Here is a 20,704-nt window from a genome sequence, read left to right as displayed (position 1 = left end):
ATCAGGAGAATGCGGAAATGACTAACAATATTTTGATACGTCAAGCAATGGACGCGGCAAACTTGAGACAACAGACTATCTCAAATAATCTTGCTAATATTAACACCCCGAATTTTAAAGTCGAACGAGTCGTTTTTGAGGACAAATTGAAAGATGCTGTAAATAATCAAGTCAATTTACCTCTCACTCGAACAAATCAACGTCATGTTGATCCACGTGGAACTTTAGGTCCGGAAGTCCTCAAAAGAACGAATACGTCAACGAAGGAAAATGGCAATAATGTTGACATCGAAATGGAGATGGCGGAAAAAGCAGCGAACGAATTTTACTATAATTCATTAGTTCGTCAAATCAACGGGCAGTACAATATGTTAAATACTGTAATTAATAGTTAGAGGTGGAGGAGAAAGAAAATGGCGATTTTTGATGCATTTAACATCAATACTAGTGGACTTGCATTGGAGCGATTTAAGCTCGATACGATTTCTACTAATATAGCGAACGTGAATACAACACGTGGAGAAAATAATGAACCATATAGGAAGAAAACAGTTCTTTTTACTGAAAGTTTGAAAGAACAAGAACAGAAATGGCAGACACAAGCCGCTCAGCCTCAATCAAAAAGTATGGGTGTTCGTGTCGTTGGTTTAGAAGAAAGTCAGGAAGAATTCAATCAAGTCTATCAACCAGATCATCCAGATGCGGATGAAAACGGTTATGTTTCATTGCCAAATGTAAACATAAGTGACGAGATGGTTCAGATGATGGAAACGGTACGTACCTATGAAGCAAACGTTTCTGCATTTGAAAGTAGTAAAAACATGATGCGAAAAGCATTGGAAATTTCTAAAGACTAAAAAGGAGAGTGTTAGGAATGAATATTGAATCAAAGCTTCCATTAATGGATTACCAAGCTACTTTAAAAGAACTTGGTAATTCGACTTCTCAGATTGGTAGTCCAAAACTTAATCCAGCTGAGGTTTATCAACAAGAAAAGGATTTTAATCAATTCTTTGAACAAGCATTTAATGGTTTGGAATCTAAGATTAATAAAACTGAGACAAATATTCCAGATTCAATTACGGGTAAAACTGAGAATTTACACGACGTCATGATTGATATGACTGAAGCGCAATTGAGTTTGCAAACAGCAATTCAAATTAGAAATAAAATGGTAGAAGCCGTAAATGACTTAAAAAATATGCAGTTTTAATGATGTTAGAGGGGAAACGAGAAGCAAATGAAAGAAAAGTTTCAAGAACTGACGGAGCGGTTCAAGAATTTTTGGACAGAATTAGCTCCATTAAAGAAAGTAGCGATAATTTCTGCTTGCATCAGCTTCTTTGTAATAGTAGGCTTGTCATTTTACTTAACGCAAAAAGTAAATTATACAACTCTATTTCAAGGGTTATCTGAAGCTGAATCGGGGGCAATTGTAGAAGATCTTGAGTCAAAAGGAATCAAATATAAGATTGAGAATAAAGGAACTAAATTATTGATTGATGAAAAAGCAATTGATAAGTTTCGTATTGATTTAGCAGTTGAAAATAAATTACCTAAAAAATCAACAGGTTTTGAAATATTTGATTCGACAGGAATGATGACAACGGATGAAGATCGCAAAATTATGTATCAACGTGCAGTAACAGGAGAAATTGAGCGTTCGATTGAAACTTTAGATTCAGTTGAAAAAGCAAAAGTAATGCTTGTTTTACCCGATCGCAGCATTTTTGAAGAAAAAAATAAAGATGCGAGTGCTTCGATTGTATTGAATTTGGTTAACGGCTCAATTGACGAGAACTCGATTAAAGGAATTGCTTCATTAACATCCGGTGCAATAGAAAACTTACCTCTTAAAAATGTCAAAATTGTTGACGCGAAGGGAAACGTTCTTTCAGATATTTTAGAAGAAGGGACACCAAACGCGACATCAATGATTAGCAAGTATACAGAGATAAAACGTGATTATGAAACGCAATTAGAACGTAAAACAGAAGATCTATTAGGCGCTCTGTTTGATAAAAATAAAGTCCGTCTTTCTGTAAATGCTGATTTAGATTTTGATTCAATTGAGCGAACGACCGTCACTTATGGCGATACAAAAGTCAGAAGTGAAAGTGTTAACGCTTCAGGAGACCGTTTGAATCAACAACAAGTTCAAGGTGGCAATATTAACGATAATGTCGCTAATGTTATTGGGAATAACAATAATAATGGTAGTAAAAATTATCAAAAAAATACGAATAACGAAGTCGATACGGAAACAACTAAAGTTTTAAGCGCACCAGGAGTTGTCAAAAAAGTATCAGCTTCAGTCTTAATCAATCAAAATCTTTCAAATGCCGAAAAAGATCGTCTTGAACAAGTTGTTCGAGGTGCTGTTGGTTTTGATGCGAAACGTGGTGACACAGTAAGCATTCAAGGAATGAACTTTTCAAGTGCTGAGGAAGAGGAAGTTGTTAAAGAAAAAGAGACTGGAATGATGAAAGTGTTGCAAGAAAAAGGTGCATGGTTCCTTGTTGGAATACTAGCCATTATTACATTAGTCATCCTAATCGTACTATTAAGAAGAAAGAATAAGCAGTCATCTGAGGATGAATTAGATCTTGAATTAGAAGAAGAAATCGATGTAACTCAAGAAGTACCAGTCTTCATGCCAACAGAACCTGTTGCAGTTGAACCAGTACAACCTGAACCTATCGAAGAGCCTGAAGAAGATCTTGAAGCGCAAAGGAAATTAGAGCGTGCAAGAATCGAGCGAGAAAATAAGGCAAACGAAGAAGAACAAAAAATTAATGATCGACTCGAAGAAATGGCAACTGCTAAAAAATATGCAAAAGATAATCCAGAAGTTGCAGCTGAGTTAATTAGATTATGGATGAAAGAAAAATAGGAGATTGATGTAGTGGACATGGAAGATGGAACAAGAAAAGCAGCCCTATTACTGATTTCATTGGGAAAAGAATCGGCTGCAAAAGTTATGAAATTATTGCCGGAATCAGTAATTCAAAAAGTAAGTTATGAAATTGCTAACATCGATTATGTGAGTGCTGAGGAACGAGAAAATGTCATTTCTGAATTTGTGAACACCTCCAAAGCTAGAGAATATGTAATTGATGGTGGATTAGACTATGCTGTTGACTTACTCAATCGAGCATTGGGTTCGCAAAAAGCAAAAGAAGTTATTGGTGTATTAAATCAAATTCAATTAAGGGAAAGACCGTTTGATATTGCAAGAAAAGCCGATACACAACAATTAGCAAATTTACTTCAAGGAGAACATCCGCAGACTGTAGCGCTAATTCTTTGTTACATGCAGCCGGATAAAGCAGCACAAATTTTATCTCAATTTCCAGATCATCGCCAAGCAGAAGTTGCAGAGCGAATTGGTACGATTTCAAATACGTTGCCAATCGTGATTGAAAAAATTGAAAAAGTTATCGAGAACAAATTCTCAAATGTAGTTGAAAATCGCACTGAAAATGTTGGTGGTGTGAACACGCTAGTAGAAATTCTTAACTCTGTGGGTCGTAGTACTGAGAAAAATATTATTGATGATTTAGAAAAAACTCAACCCGAATTATCAGAAGAAATCAAAGCGAACCTATTCACCTTCGAAGATATTGTGGGACTGGAACGATCAGACGTACAAAAAGTTTTACGCGACGTCAATCACGATGTTTTGGTGCTTGCGCTTAAAGGTGCAAGTGAGTCAATTAAAGAATTTATCTATAGTAACCAAAGTTCACGTTCTGTTGAGATGCTGAAAGAAGATTTACAGTTCTTAGGACCAGCACGTTTATCTGCTGTTGAAGAGGCACAACAAAATATTGTGGCTGTTATCAGACGTTTGGATGAGCAGGGTGAAATTTACATAGGACGAGGGGATCAAGATGCTGTTATCTCATAAAGTTGTTAAATCAAATCAAGTGAATGAGACAGATAAAAATAAAAAAATTGAAGTTTTACAAGCTGCAATTAAAGCAGATTCAACCCTAAATACGTTAGCTGGAAATTCTGAAGAAGTGTCGGTTGTGGAATTAAAAAAGCGTGAGAGTGCTTTCTTTAACGATGTTGAAAAAATGAAAGCATTTATAGCTGAAGAAAAAGAAACCCAATTAAAACAACTTGATATAGAATTGTCAGAAAAAAAAGCAGCACATCAAGTTGCTTTGGAACAAGAGAAAGAAATATTTAATCAGGAATTACAAGAGTTAAAAATGAAAATGATTCAGGAAACTGAGTTAGAAATTGAAATTCTTAAAAAAGATGCAGAACAAGAAGGCTTTGAACAGGGACAACAAGCTGGCTATCAAAAAGGTTATGAATATGGTAAGGCAATTGTCCTTCAAGAAATGGATGAAGTTCGAGCTAAGTCAATTGAGACGATGCAAGATGTCGTTAGAAAATCGCAAGAATACGCGATTGAAAAAAAACAGGAATGGATTGATTTAGCCGTTACAATGGCTCAAACCATTCTTGAAACAGAAATTTCTCAAGATGACACTTCCTTATTCCTAATCTTAAAACCGTATTTATTCACCTTAAAACAGCAGGATTCATATGTAATGGTTTTTGTGAATAAAAAGAATTCTGAAAAGATTAAGCATGATGTTTTAGCTTTTAAGGAAGAAAATCCGCAATTAAAACTATCGATTATTGTTGATGAATTACTTGCAGATGACGCGTGTCAAATTGAAACGACCTCAGAAATTGTTGATTTATCAATCAAAGATCAATTAGAACGCATGAAAAATACATTGGTAAATGAGGCACTTGAAAATGTTTAATATGGATTTTGAACACTACCGAAAAATTTTAAATAAAAATAAATATTATTTAAAATCTGGAAAAGTTTCGCAAGTGGTAGGACTCATTATCAAGGTGGAAGGACTGGACGTTTTTATTGGTGAAGTTTGTGAAGTCACAATTACTAAAACTAAAAAAATTGTTTTGGCTGAAGTGGTGGGATTTGTCGATAAAACCGTTTTGTTAATGCCACTTGATGAAATTGACGGCATTGGTCCAGGTTGTTTAGTTAAGCCAACAGGTAAAAGTTTACAGTTAAATATTAGTGAAAAAATGCTGGGATGTACTCTTGATGGTCTGGGGAGACCACTTACAACAAAACCATTTGAAGAAGGCGAATCGTTTGATGTCAATCGTGAATCTCCTAATCCGTTTACGAGAAGAAAAATCGAAAATATTATGAGTACGGGTGTGAGAGCGATTGACGGGATTTTAACCGTCGGAGAAGGGCAAAGAATGGGGATTTTTGCCGGTAGTGGTGTTGGTAAGAGTACACTCCTAGGCATGATTGCACGATACTGTGAAGCTGATATTATCGTGATTGGTTTAATAGGTGAGCGTGGTCGAGAGGTAACGGAATTTATTCAAAATGATTTAGGTGAAGAAGGCTATCGTAAATCTGTGGTTGTTTGTGCAACCTCAGATCAACCGCCGCTAGTCAGATTGAAAGGTGCATATGTTGCAACTGCCATTGCGGAGTACTTTAGAGACCAGGGGAAAAAAGTAGTCTTAATGATGGATTCGGTCACACGTTTCGCAATGGCTCAGCGTGAAATTGGTTTGGCAACTGGGGAGCCACCAACTTCAAAAGGATATACGCCGTCAGTATTTACGCAACTGCCGAAATTATTAGAACGCAGTGGTATGAACGAAATTGGTTCAATTACTGCCTTCTATACAGTTCTTGTCGAAGGGGATGACATGAACGAACCGATTGCAGATGCGGTTCGGGGGATTCTAGACGGACACATTGTTTTATCTAGAAAAATCGCATCTGAAAATCATTATCCGGCAATCGATATTCAACAAAGTTTGAGTCGATTGATGAAGAGTATCGTTTCTAAAGAAAGTAATGCCTTGGCTGGGCGTTTAAAAGAGTCTTTAGCTACTTATGCGGAATCGAAAGATTTAATTGATATTGGTGCCTATCAAAAGGGTACAAATTTGAAAATTGATCAGGCGATTGAGTTAAATGATAGTATTAAATCTTTTTTAAAACAGCCAACAGATGAACCTACAAGATATGATGAAACAGTCGTCCGTCTAAATAAAATATTTCAAGATAATCGAAACTGGTCTGTGTAAATAAGGAGTAGTCAATGAAACAATATAAATTTTCAATGGAAAAAGTTCTAAACTTGCGCCAATCACAAGAAGATGATGCTAAAAAGGACTATTTAGAAAAAAAATTACTTCAGCTTCATGAAGAAGAAAAATTAGAAAAAATGGTCAAAGCAAGTCAGGACTTAAAAGAAACAACGCATTCATTCGGAACAGTTAATGAATTACGTCAACAGTATTTATATAAAAACTATTTAGATGAACAAATAAAATTTCAAGAATCAGAAGTTGCGTTAGCCGAGAGAAATACTCATTTTGAATTGTCAGTTTTTGTCGAGAAACAAAAAAAACGCAAAATGATGGAGCGTTTAAAAGAAAAGAAATATGAATCTTTTAAAGAAGAAGAACGTAAAGAAGAACAAAAAGAGCTTGATGAAATGGGTATTCTAAGATTTAAATCAAAAACAATATAAAAGGGGGTTGACTGTAATTGGATATTAATCCTACGCAGGAACTTAACCTACAACAATCTGAAAGTGGCAATAAACAGTCGGTCCCAGTTGATGTGTCACTGTTCAAAGCATTGCTCAATCAACAAGTGATATTGACAGGTTCAGAATATTCAATCGCACCTCAAGATGCGGGTGTAGAAAATACTGAAATTATCCCAGAACAATTAGTGGAAAGTTCCGTTAACAAAACAGAACTGTTAGATGCTATTACAGAAATTCCAAATCAAGTTCATTCGAAACCTGATATGGATTTAACGAAAGTTTTTCAAAACTTTAATGGTATTTTGAAAGATGGCACACAAATTAATTTGTGGATTGAACCGCAATCAGAAACAGCAATTCCTTCAGTAAATCAGGAGGGATTTAATCTAAATGTTGAAAATGAAGCAACTTTAATATCTGAATTTCCGAATTTAGAGTGGGAAGAACGTGTTTTAACTGAACCCATCACGCTTAAGAGTGGGCAAGTTCTAGGCAAAGACCAAAAAGTAATTTTACTTGATATGCCAACACATCATCAAAAAGATCATCAATTGATGTTAATTCCAAGTGAATTTTTAGATCTTGAGGCAGATGTCTTGCAAGTGGAATCAAAACAAATTGAGACAACAATGCCAGTTAGTCTTGAATCAATGTTAACTACATTAGAATTAAAAAATAAGCAAGAGATGTTAATTGAGCCGGTGATTGTTCCGCTTGAAAAAGCAATAAATACTGGATTTTCAAGTGAATCACAAGCAGTATCAAGTGTTATGTCAAAAGAAGCTTCGATGACCAGTCAACGTTTAACCCAACAAGTTTTCCAAAAAGAAAACGTACCTAAAATTAGTCGTGAAGTGACTGAAGTTTTAAGTCACATCAAGGATGGTGAAACGTTAACAACGAGATTAACGTTAAAACCTGAAAGTTTAGGAAAAATAGAAGTTGTTTTACATAAACAAGAAAATGCTGTTCAAGCAAAATTTATCGTTGGTAGCGAACAAGTAAAAGAATTAGTTGAAAAAAGTTTACCTTTATTTGAACAAAATCTAGGCAAACAACAAATTTCTTTAAATAAAGTTGAGGTTGTCACACCTCAAGTAGCAACAAGCGATTTTAATTTTAGCGGTCAGTTTTCTCAAGAACAACATCAAACTTTTCAACAGTTTAAATCACTTAGAAAAGAATCTTCTCAACGTCAATATCAAGTTGAGCAAGAGATTGATGAAAAAAAATCTGACGTCTTAGCAAGTCGCGTCGATATCACGGTTTAGGAAAAAGGAGAAAGAAAAATGCCAAATGTATCAGGACCAACAAATTATGGTGTTGGTAGATCTGCCAATGCCGCCGCAGCATATGGTAGTCAAGATTCTGCTATCAAGAGAAATAGTGGAATTGACATGAATGATTTTCTAAAAATTCTTGCCGCAACGATGAGTAATCCGTCAATGGGTGGCGAAAGTGGTGGACAAGGAACGGACTATATTTCTCAGTTAGTTCAATTTACAACACTGGAACAAATTGAGCAGCTAAGTACAAATTTAGAAAATACGATGTTTATGACGCAGCAACAACAGGCAATGAGTATGATTGATAAAGAAGTCACACTTGTAAATGAAGCCGGTGAAACAATCACTGGAAAAGTTGAACGTGTTAAATTTATCGGCGGGATCCCAACGATAAAAGTATCTGGAAAAGATTACATGATGGGACAAATTGTTGAATTAGGAAAATAATAACAACTTATTAGGGGGAATTTTAAAATGCTTAAATCATTATATTCTGGAGTTAGCGGAATGAAAAGTTTACAAACTAAGATGGACGTTGTCTCAAATAATATTGCCAACGTAAATACGACTGGATTTAAAGCGGGACGTGTTCGTTTCCAAGATATCATGAGTCAAACAGAAGCAAACGCGCAAGGCCCAAATGATTTTGGGTTGGGTGGAACGAATGCTAGACAAGTAGGTTTAGGAGTAAAAGTTGGTGCTATCGATACAATGACAGGTGTAGGTGCACCGCAACCAACAGGACGACCATTAGACTTTGCTTTAGATGCTGGAGGCTATTTTATTCTAGATTCTGGCAATGGCGATACGAAATTCTATTCTAGAGATGGTGCGTTTACTTTAGATAATGAAGGAAACCTTGTTTCTTCAAGTGGATTCAAAGTGATGTCACGTGGGGTATCATTTTTAGATGAAAATGGCCAAGTAGATGGTCAAAAATTAATTAAATATGATAAAGATTTTACAAATGATCAGTTACAACCAACAGATGATTTGAAAACAGTTAAAATCCCAACTGAGTTAAAAGGTGAAACAGGAGATACTGTTAATTTAGTAAGTTACTCAATCGATTCTACAGGATTGATTACAGGTAAGTATAGTGATGACAATACTTATGTCTTAGGACAAATTCAAACAGCAACATTTGCTAACCCGGATGGATTAGAAAAAACAGGAGGCAATAACTATGTGGTTTCAGGTAACTCTGGAGAACCAACTGTAGGTGCACCTGGTTCAAACGGTTCAGGAAAAATGGTTCAAGGAGCTTTAGAAGGTTCAAACGTGGACTTAGCAAATGAGTTTACTGAAATGATCATCGCGAGTCGTGCTTATCAAGCGAACTCAAGAAGTATTAGTACATCCGACGAGATGTTACAAGAATTGATTAACTTGAAACGATAATAAATGAAACGAATTGAGGAATTTTCATGATAAAACTAACGTTGCTTAACGGCATAAAAATATATTTGAATACAAGTGTAGTTAGAACCTTAGAAGCATCACCAGATTCAATCATAACGTTAGTTGATGGAAAAACAATAATTGTAAAAGAATCACCGGAAGAAATAGTGGATCTTTTTAAAGAATATCACCAAAGTATTGGTCTTATAGGACTTTAAGTAGTTTGGATTATTTAATGAAAGACGGAGTGAATGAAATGGAAAAAAATCAGGATGTAGAAAAAGAACTTCAAGAAGTTGAAGAAACCGAAGTACCAATCGAGAAAAAAGGTCACTCAAAAATGATTCTATTACTGGTTGTCGTATTAGTTGTTGGGGTTATTGGCGGAACAGCAGGCACGTTTATCGGTAATTTATTTTCAAATAAAAAAGCAAAAACAGAAGAAGTTGACCATATTTCTGGAAAAATCAGCAATGAGCAAGATTCAATTGCACTTGATGAATTTTTGGTGAATTTAGCACCAAGTAAAACTGGTGAGGACGAGTACATTAAAATCTCAATTTCATTACTTGTACCAGCTAAAGTTGGTGAAAAAGAAGTTGAGAAAAATAAAGATGTCATTCGTGATAGTATCGTTAATACATTAAGAAAAACGCAAGCTGAGAGTATTCTAAACGATAGTAAAGGTGTTGAATCATTAAAAGTTGAGTTGAAAGAAGCGATTAATAAAGCAAATAACTCTTCATTAGTGAAAGAAGTCTTTATTACCAATTTAGTTATTCAGTAGTTAGTCAGTCAAACATCAGGGGGAAAAAATGGATCAAATGTTTATGTTAATTAAGGGGATTTTCTTTCTTATTGTTGTCCTGTTACTGGCAAATTATGCGATTCGTTTTCTAAATCGGTATGTCAATCAGAATACCCAAAATTTAGAAATTATTGAAAGACTTGCTGTCAGCAAAGAAAGTAGTTTATGTATCGTCAGAATGTGCGGTACATACTACTTTATGACAGTTGGTCAAAGTAGTTCAGATATAATTCGAGAACTGACAAGCGAAGAAGTCGAAGAGATTAGCCGAAAAAAATTAAAGGCTGAGGTGAAACAAGTAGCACAACAAACAAAGTATCAAGAAGTTGTTTTACGTTTTTCTTCATGGGTTACTGGCAAATTAGAAAAGAGGAAAAAAAGTTGAAAAGAAAAATTTCAGTTGTTTGTTTGTTGATTGCCTCATCTCTTTTTATATTTACTGAGAAAGTTGAAGCAGTAGGTTTAGATGATATTACAACCACCATTGAAAAATTAATGGGTCAAACAAGCGGTTCTTCAAATGTGATTAATATTTTCGTATTGATGACATTACTCACTTTAATACCGACTCTTTTAATTCTGACAACTTCATTTACCAGAATTATTATGGTGCTTTCTTTTGTTAGAACGTCTCTAGGTACACAACAAACACCGCCAAATCAAGTATTAGTGGGAATTGCTTTGTTTTTGACCTTTTTTATTATGACACCTGTTTATCAAGATGTGAATAAAGAGGCTATTCAACCATTAATAAAAAACGAGATTACCCAAACTGAAGCAATCCAAAAGGCTGAAAAGCCAATCAAACGCTTTATGTTAAAAGAAACACGGGAAAAAGATATTGAACTATTTTTAAAACATTCAAAAGCTAAGAAACCCAAAAATCCTGAATCCTTATCAATGGTGGTAGTAACGCCAGCCTTTTTAATTAGTGAATTAAGAACAGCATTCAGTATTGGTTTTTTAATCTTTTTACCATTTTTAGTGATTGATATGGCCGTTTCAAGTATTTTGATGTCGATGGGGATGTTTATGCTCTCGCCGGTCATGATATCGTTGCCGTTTAAATTATTATTATTTGTATTAGTCGATGGCTGGTATTTGGTCGTTGAAAGTTTAATTCGAGGTTTTAATTAGAGGGGGAAATTATGACAGTTCAAATGGTTTTAGATGTAATGCGAGATGCATACATAAAGATAATGCTCGTGTCAGGTCCGATTCTAATTATTGCAATGGTTGTGGGCTTATTGATTTCAATTATCCAAGCTACAACACAGCTTCAAGAGCAAACGTTGAGTTTTGTTCCTAAATTACTTGCAGTTTTCCTTTCATTGATGATCTTAGGAAATTTTATGTTGAATACCTTGTTAGAGTTTACCAAATCTCTTTTCAAAATAATTTCAACATTATAAAAGAGGGAAATTATGAGCGAAACACTTTTCAATTTTTTATTAATATTTTCTAGAATAACGGCGTTTATCACTTTGGTTCCGGGACTATCGTATAAGCATTCACCAGTGATAAGTAAAGTCGTTGTGTCGGTTGGATTAACAATCGTTTCTTTAGAAGTGATGACTCAAGGGGTTCCTTTACCAGATTCTTCACTACTAATATATTTTGGTTTAATGCGTGAAGTATTATTGGGACTTGCAATGGGGTTTATCGTTCAAATGCTTTTTCTATCTATCGAAATGGCGGGACAATTTGTCGATTTTCAAGTTGGTTTTTCAATGGGAACTGTTTTTGATCCAGCATTGGGCATACAAGCTTCTAATTATGGACGATTATTTCATTGGATCAGTTTAGCGTTATTTTTCGCCTTAGATTTTCATCATTTAATTATCGGTCAATTATTGGATTCGTTCATCGCGATTCCAATCGGTCAAGCCCAACTTTCCAACTCAACAATTGAAGGCATCATTAAATTGTTTGGTGAATCGATGAAGCTCGCGTTAATATTGGCGTTGCCACTAATGATAGTAGCTTTAACGGTTGATGTCATTTTAGGAATCATTTCAAGAAGTGTCTCTCAAATAAACGTCTTAATGTTAGGTTTGCCTTTAAAAATCTTAACCACATTTGCTTTTATGTTGTTTTTGATTCCTAATTTAGTTCGTGAAATTCAAAAGATATTTCCTATAATAGTTCGTTATCTAGCAGAATTTATTACGTCAATGAGTTAAAAGAGGTGAGGATCGTTGTCTGATAAAGATGGAAAAACAGAAAAACCCACCCCAAAGCGGCTGAGTGATTCCAGGAAAAAAGGGGACATTGCGAAGAGCCAGGAGTTAATTTCTGCTGCTAGTTTTGCAATTATTACATTTGCTTTTTTGCCTCTGTGGCGCTTAGTCACCAATCAAATCATGAACTTATTAAAAAAATCATTTAGTGAAAATTTAGGGGTAACCGGTTTTGAAAATAATGTCAGTCCTATCGTTATGAAGATGATGCTGAATTTTATTGTGATTATCGGTCCATTTCTAATACTTGGCTTTTTAGCCTCAGGGTTAGCAGTTTTTTCTCAAGTTGGCTTTCTATTTACACCAGAGGCAATCAAATTTGATTTAAAAAAACTAAACCCGATAAGTGGTTTTAAAAATATCTTTAGTTCGCAAGCGATATTTTCTTTAATAAAAAATCTAGTTAAATTAGCTTTGATTTTTTACATTACAATTCAAGAAGTAAAAAAAGTACTACCAGAATTATTAAATCTTTTTAGTGTCCCGCTTCAAGTAAGTTTTAATTTCTTTTTGGATTTACTCTCAAGTATTGGTTTTAAATTAACATTTGTCCTACTTGTCTTAGGTTTTGCTGATTTCTTTTATCAAAAGTATAAGTATAAAAAGAAATTAAGAATGTCAAAACAAGAACTTAAAGATGAATATAAAGAGCAAGAGGGCGATCCTCAAGTTAAGTCACAAAGACGAGCGATGTATCAGCAGTTGACAAGTGGGATGATGAATAACGTGAAAGATGCAACAGTCGTTATTACCAACCCGACACACTTGGCAATCGCGATTAAATACGAAAGAGATCAAGAACAAGCACCAATCATATTAGCTAAGGGTGCTGATTTTATTGCTCAAAAAATCAAAGAAGAGGCTAAGCTTCATGAGATACCAATTATTGAGAATAAACCAGTCGCCAGAGCGCTCTATAAAATTGGTGAAATTGGCTTACCAATTCCACTTGAGATGTACGAAACAATTGCAGAAGTTTTAGCACTCGTCTATCAAATGGAAGAATCAAACAAAGGAAAGATTTAACAATCTAAGTAAAAATGGAGATAAGGAAGGGAAAATTTTTGAAGGAATATTCAATAAAAAAACGTCTCAGCCATATCAATTATGCAGACGTAATTGTGTCATTCGTAGTTGTTGCGGTAATAGGGTTAATAATGATTCCACTTCCAAGTTTTTTACTGGATTTCTTAATTATTATCAACATAACAATCGGGATAAATGTACTGTTAATGACACTCTTTACGAAGAGTGTATTGGAATTTTCAACATTTCCAACCCTGTTATTAATCACGACAATGTTTCGATTAGGCTTAAACATTTCTTCGACACGATTAGTGTTGACGCAGGGAAATGCAGGACATGTTATTGATGCTTTTGCCAATGTTGTAGCAGGTAATAATTATATTGTAGGGGCAGTCATTTTTGTCATTATTACAATTATCCAAATTATCGTTGTAACTAATGGTGCCAGTCGAGTTTCAGAAGTGTCGGCTCGTTTTACTTTAGATGCAATGCCAGGTAAACAAATGGCAATTGATGCTGATTTAAATGCTGGCATTATCAGTGAAGAGGAAGCCAAACAACGACGAAGTGATTTACAACGAGAAGCCAGTTTCTTCGGTGCCATGGATGGTGCTAGTAAGTTTGTTAAAGGAGATGCTATTGCAGGTATCATTATTACTTTAATCAACTTAATTGGTGGAATTTTGATTTTCTCAATTGGTCAGGGCATGGAAATTACAGAGGCCTTGAGTACTTTTGGGAAACTTTCAATTGGAGATGGTTTAGTTAGTCAGATTCCGTCACTATTAATCTCGGTTTCTTCAGGGATTATCGTGACGCGTTCGAATGATAATTTAACATTTGGTGGCTCAATCAGTGGGGACTTATTCAAGAATCCATTAATCATGTGGATTGTCACAATTGTCTTAATCACATTAGCACTTGTACCAGGTTTTCCAACGATTCCATTTCTCATTGTTGCAGCTTGTTTTGCCGCAATTGGTTATTTCTTGAAAGGTAAAGAAAAATCAGAAATAGCAGCTGCCAAGAAAGCAAAACAAGAACAAGCTTTAATTCGAAAAGAACAAGAAATGGAAGAGGACGAAAGTGTTGCATCATTCCAAGTAGAACCAATCTCAATCGAAATTGGCTATGCTTTAATTTCTTTAACGGATGAAACAATGGATAACAGCTTGATGCGCCAAATTGTAAATATTCGTAAACAATGTGCCCATGAACTCGGGGTATTATTGAGTCCAATCCGTATTAGAGATAATTTGCAACTCGCACCAAATGATTATTGTATCAAGATTAAAGGTAATGAGGTCGCGCGTGGTGACATTTATCCGACTAAATATCTTGTTGTTAATCCAGATACCGATCAGGTAACACTAGATGGCATTCCAACAAAGGAACCAGCTTTTGGATTGGATGCTTTGTGGGTGGATGAAGGCACAAAAGAGTTTGCCGATTTAAATGGGATGACGATTGTCGAACCGGTTACTGTAATCGCAACGCATTTGAAAGAAGTCATTTATCAAAATACCTCAGAGTTGTTGGGACGACAAGAAGTTAAGACCCTACTTGAAGGAATTAAGGATCGTTACAATGTGGTCATTGATGAATTGATTCCAGATATTTTAAGACTGGGTGAAGTTCAAAAGGTCTTACAAAATTTATTAAAAGAACAGATTCCTATTAATGACTTGGTCACAATTCTAGAGACATTAGCCGATTTTGGAACGATGACTAAAGATGCTGAATTATTAACGGAACACGTTCGTCAAAGTTTAAAACGAACAATCGTCAAACAATATTTAACGAATGATGATTCACTATACGTCATTACATTATCACCGACTGTTGAAGATATGTTAACTAAGAACATTCAGAAAACCTCAACTGGGTCGATTCCGGTCTTGAAACCAGAAATCATTACGGCCATTTTTGATAACTTGAATACAATCCATCAACAACTTGTTGCACAAGGATTAAATCATGTCGTCTTAGCTTCACCAAATACACGATTAGTTTTCAAGAAACTGATTTCGTATAACTTTCCAGAAATATCTGTCTTGTCACTTAATGAAGTGCCGAATGAAGTGTCAATTGAAACATGTGGCATGATTACGGTTGATCACGCAGAGTAAGAATAATAGTTAGTGAGGTGGAATCATGTACGAACCAAATCTTGAAGATGAAGTATTACGATATTTGCCGCTCGTTAAACGAGTAGTCCAACGTATCGATATTAAAAGTAATGACTATGAACTAGATGATTTAATAAACATTGGTGTGATAGGTTTGATGGATGCACTAAAAAAATATGATGCGACAAAAAAAGCTTCTTTTGAGACATACGCTTATATTCGAATTCGCGGAACAGTCATTGATGAGGTTCGTAAGACTTCACGTGTTTCCAGAAATCGTATGGATCAATTAAATGCTTATTATCGAGCAAAAGAGGTCTTGGAAACAGAAAAGAAACAAGAAGTATCCGAACGTGAGATTTGCAAAAAGATGGGGATTTCTGAGAAAGAATTGCGAAACATACATGAAACACTTCACTACTTAGCAAATGTTTCATTAGAGGATACATTATTCTCCTCCTCTGATGAAGAGATGACTGTTCAAGAATTAATTGCAGATGAAGAAGCTGTTCCTGCAGATGACTTACTAGTTCAAGATGAACAAAAATTATCTTTAACAGAAGCAATCAGTCAATTAAAAGAGCGTGATCAACTCATTCTAAATTTGTATTATGTTGAGGAATTAACGCTTAAAGAAATTGCTGAAGTCATTGAGGTGTCAGTACCAAGAGTGTCTCAGTTACATGGAAAAATCATTTTAAAGCTAAAAAGTTTAATGGAGGATAAAGCGGATGATTAGAAGTATGGATACGCTTCAAAGTAATTTAAATATTTTACAAAAAAAGCAACAAAATATTAGCAGTAATGTGTCGAATGCCAATACACCCGGTTATCGGGCACAATATTTGTCACAACAAACTAAACAAAGTTATGAGATGTTTAACTTTACCAATGGTCCCAAAATTAATGAACAAAATATTTTTGGTGATTATATTTTTGGTAATCAAATTGACCAAAGTTATCGCAACCAAGAAGCAGGTGGTTTAAAACAAACTGATCGAATTACAGACTTTGCTGTGCTTGGTCGAGGTTACTTTAATGTCCAATTGCCAAATGGTCAAACTGCGTATACTAAAAATGGTAATTTCACAGTGAATGAAATGAATCAACTGACAACTCAAGAAGGATATTTGGTTCTTGATCGAGCAGGCCAAGGTATTGATTTAACAACACAAAGAGGGACACCTAATTTTGCTTTAACAACATTTGAAAATGAGTCTGAGATGACTTCATTTGGTCAAACTTTGTATTTATCTAATGCGGGTCAAGATGATAATCAAAGTTTGGTTCAAGAAAAAATGTTGGAAGGGTCGAATGTGTCAATGGTTGCTGAGATGACGAATTTAATTGAGACAGCTCGCCAGTTTGAAACAAATCAAAAAGCATTACATGCTTCTGATGAAACTTTAAGATATGCAACGACGCAAGTCGGAAAAGCGTAGGAGGGATTTTAAGTGAATACATCATTACACATTAGTAAATCGGGTTTGAATGGTTTGCAAAAAAACTTAGATATTATTTCTAATAATATCGCGAACGTTAATACAACTGGTTATAAGAAAAAAGATGGTTCGTTTCAAGAACTTTTATTAAATGATTTACAACAAGAGTCGGTTCCTTTAGCAAATAATGCAGATGCAGCCATTAACCGCGGTACAAAAGTTATTCAAGATCAAGTTAACTTTACTCAAGGTGGTTTAGTTAAAGGTCAAAATCCTTACGACTTAGCAATTGAGGGTCAGGGCTTCTTCGCCGTTCGCAATCGTAATAATGAACTACTCTTAACAAGAGATGGTGCATTCGCAATGGATGAGAACCGAGATCTACGATTATCAACGGGTGAGCGCTTAGAATTAAATGAAGTAATACCTAAGGGTCAATGGCCTGAAGGTGAACTTAAAATCACTTCATCAAAGGAGGTGATGGTGGGAGGACAAGTTGTCGCACGACTACCCATCTTTTCAGTTGCACGCGAGGGAGAACTTATCCCAGTAGGTCAAAATCGTTTTGCACTTCCAGCTGGATTACAGCTTCAAGAATTACAAGACAGTAAGGTTCATCAAGGTTTCCTTGAAACATCTAACGTGGATTTGGCTGGAGCAATGACCGATATGATTGTGACACAACGTTCGTATTCATTAAATGCAAAAGTTTTACAAGCAACTGATGACATGATGCAACGCATTAATGAGTATCAGCAGTAATGTGGTTTTTAAGGTGAGGTGAAAAGCTAATGATCAAGTTTACAGATGTTTACAAAACATATAATCAGAAGCGTTGGGCGTTGAAAAAAGTTAACTGCGAGATTGAACAAGGGGAGTTTGTTTATCTTGTAGGAAAAAGTGGAGCTGGTAAAACAACTTTTTTGAAACTCTTGACTCTTGAAGAGCCTCTTACACGGGGAGCTCTTCAAATCGGGAATGCCAATTTAACAACAATGACGGAAAAACAATTGCCGATGTTTAGACGCCAGTTAGGAATTGTATCGCAAAATTTAGCACTTCTCGAGAATATGACGGTCTTAGAAAATATATTATATGTTTTAAGAGCAACGGATTTTGGTGGAAGATACGCAAAAAAACGCGCTTTAGAAGCTTTAGCCGAAGTGGATTTAGTCGACGTGCAAAAGAAAAAACCAGAAGAGTTATCAATTGGTCAAAGACAAAAAGTATTGATTGCCAGAGCAATAGTCAATCAACCCAAAATCATCTTAGCTGACGAACCAACAGGAAACTTAGACGATAAATCTGCAATTGAAACCATGCGCATTTTTTTCCGTTTAAATCAAAAAGGCACGACGGTTATTATGTCGACCCATCATAGCACGATTGTTAACACAGTGAGGCATCGTGTTCTAGAAATAAATGAAGGGCAGATCGTTCGTGACCAGTCTGAAGGAAGTTATGGACAACCAACAGACGGAAGAGACATTTTCTATATATAAGAAGTACATTCGATATCGAGTGGGGTTCGAAAGGGGAAAAAGAAGTTGACAAAAAAAGAAAATAGGCAAAAATCATTAGGACCAAAAATAATCGGAACGTTACTGGCTGTATCGATTATTCCTTTAGTAATAATTATGTTAATTAACATCCAAGTAATGACTGGTATTTTGGAGCGAAGAATGGATGTCGAAGCGAAAAACGAAGTAGATAATGTTTATCAAACTCTAGATAACATTATTAAAGATGTTCAAAATTCGATTAAAGTAACTAGTGAGATGCCTGAACTACGTCAACCAATTAAAGGTAAATCGGAAGTACTTGCAATTGAGTCTCGTATGAAGACGGTTGGAGCAACAAATCCAAATATTACATCAATTTATTACCAACCAGTAAATAAAGATACAATTTCAAGTTTAGATTCAAATCTAACATTTGCGGAAATGAGTGTTCGTCCTTGGTATAAAGGTGCTGTTGATAACCCAAATGATTATAATTATACAGATCCAATGCGAGATGTTGCAACAGGTCATACTGTTATCACAGTGTCAAAAGCTATTATGTCAAATGGGAAACTAGCAGGCGTTTTAGCTGCTGACGTTAATTTCCCGCGTGTAACGCAAATGATTAAGAAGTCTAGAATTGGTGAAACTGGAAAGGTTCAATTAATGAGTATGGAAGGTGAAGTATTAGCTTCACCATTCGAAAAAGATATGGGAACTAAAGTTAACGATCGTAACATCTTTAAAGAAATTAAAGCAGCTGGTAAAGCCGGAACTGTTGAAGATAGTACAGGTCGTGCAACATTTAAGAAAAATTCTCATAACATTATTGTGACATCATTTATTCCACCAAACGAATTATCTAAAAATAAAAAAGAAATCGTTAAAGTATCACTGGTCTTAATTTTAGGTTGGGGTCTGTTAGCTATTATCCTAGCATTATTCATTGCTAAAGCAGTGATGCAAATTGCCAAACTGTTAGTGGATGCATTTGATCGTGCAAGTCTTGGTGATATGACAGTTAAAATTGAAACACTGAGACCTGAAGGAAAAGAACCAATTTTAGCAAAAATTCCATTTATTTCAAGAAGACTTGGAAATGGTGAAATTGATGAAAATGGACATGAAGTTCATCGGATTGTAGTTGCATTTAATCGTATGATTTTAGGCTTTAGTCGTTTGATTGAAGGTATTCAAATGGAGAGTGATAACTTAGCCCAAATGGCAGTAGACTTATCAGAAATCTCAAAACAAACAAACTCTGCAACAGAAGAAGTGTCAGAAACAATCACAGGTATTGCACAGGCAACGAGTTCTCAAGCAATCGATGCTGAAAGTACTGTGTCTGAAATGAATAGTTTAGGCCAGTCAGTTGATAATATTTTAACTAAATCAGTTGAAATGAATGATGCAGCTAAAGAAACAACAGAGTTGAACGTTGAAAATACGAGATTAATGGTTAATGTTTCTGAGAATTGGGAAGTTGAACGCATGAAATTAGGCGAACTTGCTCAAAGTATGGAAATGATGAATTTAGAAATTCAAAATATCAATAAAATTATTAATGTCATTACTGATATATCTTCACAAACGAATTTACTAGCATTAAATGCTTCAATCGAAGCAGCACGCGCTGGTGAAGCAGGAAAAGGATTCGCGGTTGTAGCAGAAGAAGTCCGAAAACTAGCTGAGCAAAGTGCAAATTCAACTAAAGATATTGAAGGAATTATTGAAACAATTCAAAGTAAGTCTCAAGAAATTGTAACGCAAGTCACAGATTCATATGAGGGTGGCGTAAAACAAACAGAAATTATTAATGGCGCTATCGGTTCTAATAAACTTGTTTCTGAGAAAGTCGATTTGTTTATTGATCAAATTAAACAAATTGATGAGTTAATTGAAAAAGTTAAATCAGAAAAAGACACAGTTTTATTCGCAGTTGAAAATATTTCTGCATCGACTCAAGAAAACTCTGCTGGGACTGAAGAAGTTTCAGCCAATGCTGAAGAAATTCTGGCAACAATGGAAGAATTTACAACCAACATTACGGAGTTGGAAAAAACAACAGATGTCTTAAATCTACAAGTGAATAGTTTCAAATTGAAATAAGTTTAATAAAAATGAACCAATGTTTAAGTAGCATTTTCAGTTAAAATTTCTTTTGCTTTAAAGCAATCATTTCTAGTATTTAATGCTAGAAATGATTGTCATTAATACACACCAATAATTCGCGTTACACATATTTTTTTGCACATCATCTATTTAGTTGAAGATAGTGTTGGTATT

General features: G+C 35.0%; 24 protein-coding genes. All 24 read left to right on the top strand.

Annotation, left to right across the window (positions count from 1 at the left end; genetic code table 11):
• Window positions 1–17: 17 nt before the first annotated feature.
• The 24 genes from flgB to ESZ54_RS06140 are packed head-to-tail and all read left to right on the top strand — an operon-like array spanning window position 18 to window position 20,527.
• Window positions 18–395: a flagellar basal body rod protein FlgB gene (gene flgB / locus ESZ54_RS06255; protein WP_136136809.1), complete on the top strand. Its 378-nt coding sequence runs from the start codon at window positions 18–20 to the stop codon at window positions 393–395.
• An 18-nt stretch (window positions 396–413) separates the two neighbouring features.
• A complete protein-coding gene (flgC, locus tag ESZ54_RS06250; RefSeq protein WP_136136808.1) occupies window positions 414–857 on the top strand; it encodes a flagellar basal body rod protein FlgC in 444 nt (147 codons plus the stop codon).
• 17 nt (window positions 858–874) lie between these two features.
• Window positions 875–1,213: a flagellar hook-basal body complex protein FliE gene (gene fliE, locus ESZ54_RS06245; RefSeq protein ID WP_239433755.1), complete on the top strand. Its 339-nt coding sequence runs from the start codon at window positions 875–877 to the stop codon at window positions 1,211–1,213.
• 27 nt (window positions 1,214–1,240) lie between these two features.
• Entirely contained in the window at window positions 1,241–2,893 is a 1,653-nt protein-coding gene (fliF, locus tag ESZ54_RS06240) for a flagellar basal-body MS-ring/collar protein FliF (RefSeq protein ID WP_136136807.1), read from the top strand.
• 12 nt (window positions 2,894–2,905) lie between these two features.
• A complete protein-coding gene (fliG, locus tag ESZ54_RS06235) occupies window positions 2,906–3,910 on the top strand; it encodes a flagellar motor switch protein FliG (RefSeq protein ID WP_136136806.1) in 1,005 nt (334 codons plus the stop codon).
• The gene (locus ESZ54_RS06230) at window positions 3,894–4,790 is read left to right on the top strand and encodes a FliH/SctL family protein (protein WP_136136805.1); all 897 of its coding nucleotides are present in this window, start codon (window positions 3,894–3,896) and stop codon (window positions 4,788–4,790) included. Before fliG ends, ESZ54_RS06230 begins: the two co-directional genes overlap by 17 nt.
• 1 nt (window position 4,791) lies before the next feature.
• Window positions 4,792–6,114 carry a flagellar protein export ATPase FliI gene (fliI, locus tag ESZ54_RS06225; RefSeq protein ID WP_239433758.1) on the top strand — a complete coding sequence of 441 codons (1,323 nt, stop codon included), beginning with the start codon at window positions 4,792–4,794 and terminating at the stop codon, window positions 6,112–6,114.
• A gap of 14 nt (window positions 6,115–6,128) precedes the next feature.
• The gene (gene fliJ / locus ESZ54_RS06220; RefSeq protein ID WP_136136803.1) at window positions 6,129–6,563 is read left to right on the top strand and encodes a flagellar export protein FliJ; all 435 of its coding nucleotides are present in this window, start codon (window positions 6,129–6,131) and stop codon (window positions 6,561–6,563) included.
• 17 nt (window positions 6,564–6,580) lie between these two features.
• On the top strand, window positions 6,581–7,855 hold the full coding sequence (locus ESZ54_RS06215) for a flagellar hook-length control protein FliK (protein ID WP_136136802.1): 1,275 nt from the start codon (window positions 6,581–6,583) through the stop codon (window positions 7,853–7,855).
• An 18-nt stretch (window positions 7,856–7,873) separates the two neighbouring features.
• Window positions 7,874–8,317: a flagellar hook capping FlgD N-terminal domain-containing protein gene (locus tag ESZ54_RS06210; protein WP_136136801.1), complete on the top strand. Its 444-nt coding sequence runs from the start codon at window positions 7,874–7,876 to the stop codon at window positions 8,315–8,317.
• 27 nt (window positions 8,318–8,344) lie between these two features.
• A complete protein-coding gene (locus ESZ54_RS06205) occupies window positions 8,345–9,271 on the top strand; it encodes a flagellar hook-basal body complex protein (RefSeq protein WP_136136800.1) in 927 nt (308 codons plus the stop codon).
• Window positions 9,272–9,297: 26 nt separating this feature from the next.
• Window positions 9,298–9,489, top strand: coding sequence for a flagellar FlbD family protein (locus ESZ54_RS06200; protein ID WP_136136799.1), 192 nt, complete (start codon window positions 9,298–9,300; stop codon window positions 9,487–9,489).
• A 38-nt stretch (window positions 9,490–9,527) separates the two neighbouring features.
• Window positions 9,528–10,058 carry a flagellar basal body-associated FliL family protein gene (locus tag ESZ54_RS06195; protein ID WP_162615116.1) on the top strand — a complete coding sequence of 177 codons (531 nt, stop codon included), beginning with the start codon at window positions 9,528–9,530 and terminating at the stop codon, window positions 10,056–10,058.
• A gap of 28 nt (window positions 10,059–10,086) precedes the next feature.
• Entirely contained in the window at window positions 10,087–10,464 is a 378-nt protein-coding gene (locus tag ESZ54_RS06190; protein ID WP_136136797.1) for a flagellar biosynthetic protein FliO, read from the top strand.
• Window positions 10,425–11,216 (top strand): flagellar type III secretion system pore protein FliP, encoded by a 792-nt coding sequence (gene fliP, locus ESZ54_RS06185; protein ID WP_136136796.1) that lies wholly within the window; start codon window positions 10,425–10,427, stop codon window positions 11,214–11,216. The genes ESZ54_RS06190 and fliP overlap by 40 nt, the downstream gene beginning before the upstream one ends.
• Window positions 11,217–11,227: 11 nt before the next feature.
• A complete protein-coding gene (gene fliQ, locus ESZ54_RS06180) occupies window positions 11,228–11,491 on the top strand; it encodes a flagellar biosynthesis protein FliQ (RefSeq protein ID WP_136136795.1) in 264 nt (87 codons plus the stop codon).
• A gap of 12 nt (window positions 11,492–11,503) precedes the next feature.
• Window positions 11,504–12,262: a flagellar biosynthetic protein FliR gene (gene fliR, locus ESZ54_RS06175; protein WP_136136794.1), complete on the top strand. Its 759-nt coding sequence runs from the start codon at window positions 11,504–11,506 to the stop codon at window positions 12,260–12,262.
• 15 nt (window positions 12,263–12,277) lie between these two features.
• A complete protein-coding gene (gene flhB / locus ESZ54_RS06170) occupies window positions 12,278–13,345 on the top strand; it encodes a flagellar biosynthesis protein FlhB (protein ID WP_136136793.1) in 1,068 nt (355 codons plus the stop codon).
• Window positions 13,346–13,383: 38 nt separating this feature from the next.
• Window positions 13,384–15,474 carry a flagellar biosynthesis protein FlhA gene (flhA, locus tag ESZ54_RS06165; protein WP_239433754.1) on the top strand — a complete coding sequence of 697 codons (2,091 nt, stop codon included), beginning with the start codon at window positions 13,384–13,386 and terminating at the stop codon, window positions 15,472–15,474.
• 25 nt (window positions 15,475–15,499) lie between these two features.
• Window positions 15,500–16,213 carry a sigma-70 family RNA polymerase sigma factor gene (locus tag ESZ54_RS06160; protein WP_136136791.1) on the top strand — a complete coding sequence of 238 codons (714 nt, stop codon included), beginning with the start codon at window positions 15,500–15,502 and terminating at the stop codon, window positions 16,211–16,213.
• On the top strand, window positions 16,206–16,916 hold the full coding sequence (locus ESZ54_RS06155) for a flagellar hook-basal body protein (RefSeq protein WP_136136790.1): 711 nt from the start codon (window positions 16,206–16,208) through the stop codon (window positions 16,914–16,916). Before ESZ54_RS06160 ends, ESZ54_RS06155 begins: the two co-directional genes overlap by 8 nt.
• Window positions 16,917–16,928: 12 nt before the next feature.
• Complete coding sequence (locus ESZ54_RS06150; protein ID WP_136136789.1) at window positions 16,929–17,678, top strand: flagellar hook-basal body protein; 750 nt, start codon at window positions 16,929–16,931, stop codon at window positions 17,676–17,678.
• A 29-nt stretch (window positions 17,679–17,707) separates the two neighbouring features.
• Complete coding sequence (locus ESZ54_RS06145; protein ID WP_136136788.1) at window positions 17,708–18,418, top strand: cell division ATP-binding protein FtsE; 711 nt, start codon at window positions 17,708–17,710, stop codon at window positions 18,416–18,418.
• Window positions 18,419–18,463: 45 nt separating this feature from the next.
• Entirely contained in the window at window positions 18,464–20,527 is a 2,064-nt protein-coding gene (locus ESZ54_RS06140) for a methyl-accepting chemotaxis protein (protein WP_136136787.1), read from the top strand.
• Window positions 20,528–20,704 lie beyond the last annotated feature (177 nt).

The sequence above is a fragment of the Vagococcus silagei genome (assembly GCF_004795745.1).
GTDB lineage: Bacteria > Bacillota > Bacilli > Lactobacillales > Vagococcaceae > Vagococcus > Vagococcus silagei.
The sequence above is the reverse complement of the archived record's forward strand: the minus strand, read 5'-3'. Positions and strand labels throughout refer to the sequence as shown.

Bases quoted from the DNA above. Each gene is read 5' to 3' on its own strand.
- ESZ54_RS06205 (WP_136136800.1), top strand. From the start codon at position 8,345: ATGCTTAAATCATTATATTCTGGAGTTAGCGGAATGAAAAGTTTACAA.
- fliF (WP_136136807.1), top strand. From the start codon at position 1,241: ATGAAAGAAAAGTTTCAAGAACTGACGGAGCGGTTCAAGAATTTTTGG.
- fliI (WP_239433758.1), top strand. From the start codon at position 4,792: ATGGATTTTGAACACTACCGAAAAATTTTAAATAAAAATAAATATTAT.
- fliQ (WP_136136795.1), top strand. From the start codon at position 11,228: ATGACAGTTCAAATGGTTTTAGATGTAATGCGAGATGCATACATAAAG.
- fliJ (WP_136136803.1), top strand. From the start codon at position 6,129: ATGAAACAATATAAATTTTCAATGGAAAAAGTTCTAAACTTGCGCCAA.
- ESZ54_RS06210 (WP_136136801.1), top strand. From the start codon at position 7,874: ATGCCAAATGTATCAGGACCAACAAATTATGGTGTTGGTAGATCTGCC.
- ESZ54_RS06145 (WP_136136788.1), top strand. From the start codon at position 17,708: ATGATCAAGTTTACAGATGTTTACAAAACATATAATCAGAAGCGTTGG.
- ESZ54_RS06190 (WP_136136797.1), top strand. From the start codon at position 10,087: ATGGATCAAATGTTTATGTTAATTAAGGGGATTTTCTTTCTTATTGTT.
- flgC (WP_136136808.1), top strand. From the start codon at position 414: ATGGCGATTTTTGATGCATTTAACATCAATACTAGTGGACTTGCATTG.
- fliE (WP_239433755.1), top strand. From the start codon at position 875: ATGAATATTGAATCAAAGCTTCCATTAATGGATTACCAAGCTACTTTA.
- ESZ54_RS06160 (WP_136136791.1), top strand. From the start codon at position 15,500: ATGTACGAACCAAATCTTGAAGATGAAGTATTACGATATTTGCCGCTC.
- ESZ54_RS06155 (WP_136136790.1), top strand. From the start codon at position 16,206: ATGATTAGAAGTATGGATACGCTTCAAAGTAATTTAAATATTTTACAA.
- flgB (WP_136136809.1), top strand. From the start codon at position 18: ATGACTAACAATATTTTGATACGTCAAGCAATGGACGCGGCAAACTTG.
- ESZ54_RS06200 (WP_136136799.1), top strand. From the start codon at position 9,298: ATGATAAAACTAACGTTGCTTAACGGCATAAAAATATATTTGAATACA.
- fliP (WP_136136796.1), top strand. From the start codon at position 10,425: ATGGGTTACTGGCAAATTAGAAAAGAGGAAAAAAAGTTGAAAAGAAAA.
- ESZ54_RS06230 (WP_136136805.1), top strand. From the start codon at position 3,894: ATGCTGTTATCTCATAAAGTTGTTAAATCAAATCAAGTGAATGAGACA.
- ESZ54_RS06195 (WP_162615116.1), top strand. From the start codon at position 9,528: ATGGAAAAAAATCAGGATGTAGAAAAAGAACTTCAAGAAGTTGAAGAA.
- fliR (WP_136136794.1), top strand. From the start codon at position 11,504: ATGAGCGAAACACTTTTCAATTTTTTATTAATATTTTCTAGAATAACG.